This window comes from Kitasatospora arboriphila (assembly GCF_039528095.1).
GTDB classification, from domain to species: domain Bacteria; phylum Actinomycetota; class Actinomycetes; order Streptomycetales; family Streptomycetaceae; genus Kitasatospora; species Kitasatospora arboriphila.
Genome location: NZ_BAAALD010000240.1, coordinates 1 through 852 on the forward strand (window position 1 = coordinate 1; position 852 = coordinate 852).

The 852-nt window shown below is 85.2% G+C and carries 1 pseudogene; it reads left to right on the forward strand.

Going from position 1 to position 852, the window contains the following annotated elements:
- Window positions 1–458 precede the first annotated feature (458 nt).
- Window positions 459–852 (forward strand): annotated as a pseudogene (locus ABD353_RS39720) (hypothetical protein); the annotation flags it as partial.

Below are 852 nucleotides of genomic sequence, written 5' to 3' on the forward strand. Positions count from 1 at the left end.
CGAGGCGGGGGCGGCCCGGCACCCCCGCGGAGCCCCGCGGGCGGGGGCGGCGGCGGGGTGGACGGCGCGGAACGGCCCGTCCCCGCACCGGCCGGACCGGCACCGCCGCGCAGCTCGGGCGGCGGGGGCGGCGGCGGGGTGGACGGGCCGGAGCGGCCGAGCTCCACGCCGGCCGGCAGGGTGCCGGGCCGGGCGGGCGTACAGCCACTGCTGCTCGCGCAGGTTGCCCCAGCGGGGGCGGGGGGGGGGGCGGCGGCGGGGGGGGCGGGGCGGGGGGGCCGAGCTGGACGCCGGCCGGCGGGGTGCCGGGGGCGCCGGGCAGGCCCATCAGTCCGGGCGGGCCGTCGGTGGCGAGCATGGTCGGCGCGTACGCCACGCCCGGGCCGGAGGCGCCCTGACCGGGAGCGCCCGGTCCGGCGGTGCCGGGGCCGGGGGGGACCGGCGGCAGCTGGTCCGGCGTGGCGAGCACGGTCGGCGCGTGCTCGACCGCGACCGGGGGCACCGGGGTGCCGGCCGAGGGCGTACCCGGCCCCGGGAACGGCGGCGGGGCGGTCGGCGGCACGGCGGGCGGCACCGGCGGCGCGGTCGGCGGCACGTCGAACCCGAAGCCCTCGGGCATCGCGACGGTGGCGGCCGGCGGGGCGGGCACCGCGGTGGCCGGCAGGGGCACGGTGAGCCCCTCCGACCCGGCCGGCGGCGGGACGGGCATCGGCACGGTCAGGCCCTCCGAGCCGGGCGGCGCCGCCTCGGCGGACCGCTCCCGCAGCCCGTCCAGCTGCGAGGGCGGGGCCAGCATGGTCGGCGCGTCGCCGGCCGGCCGGTCGGAGGCGGGCGGCATGGTCTGCACGGCCG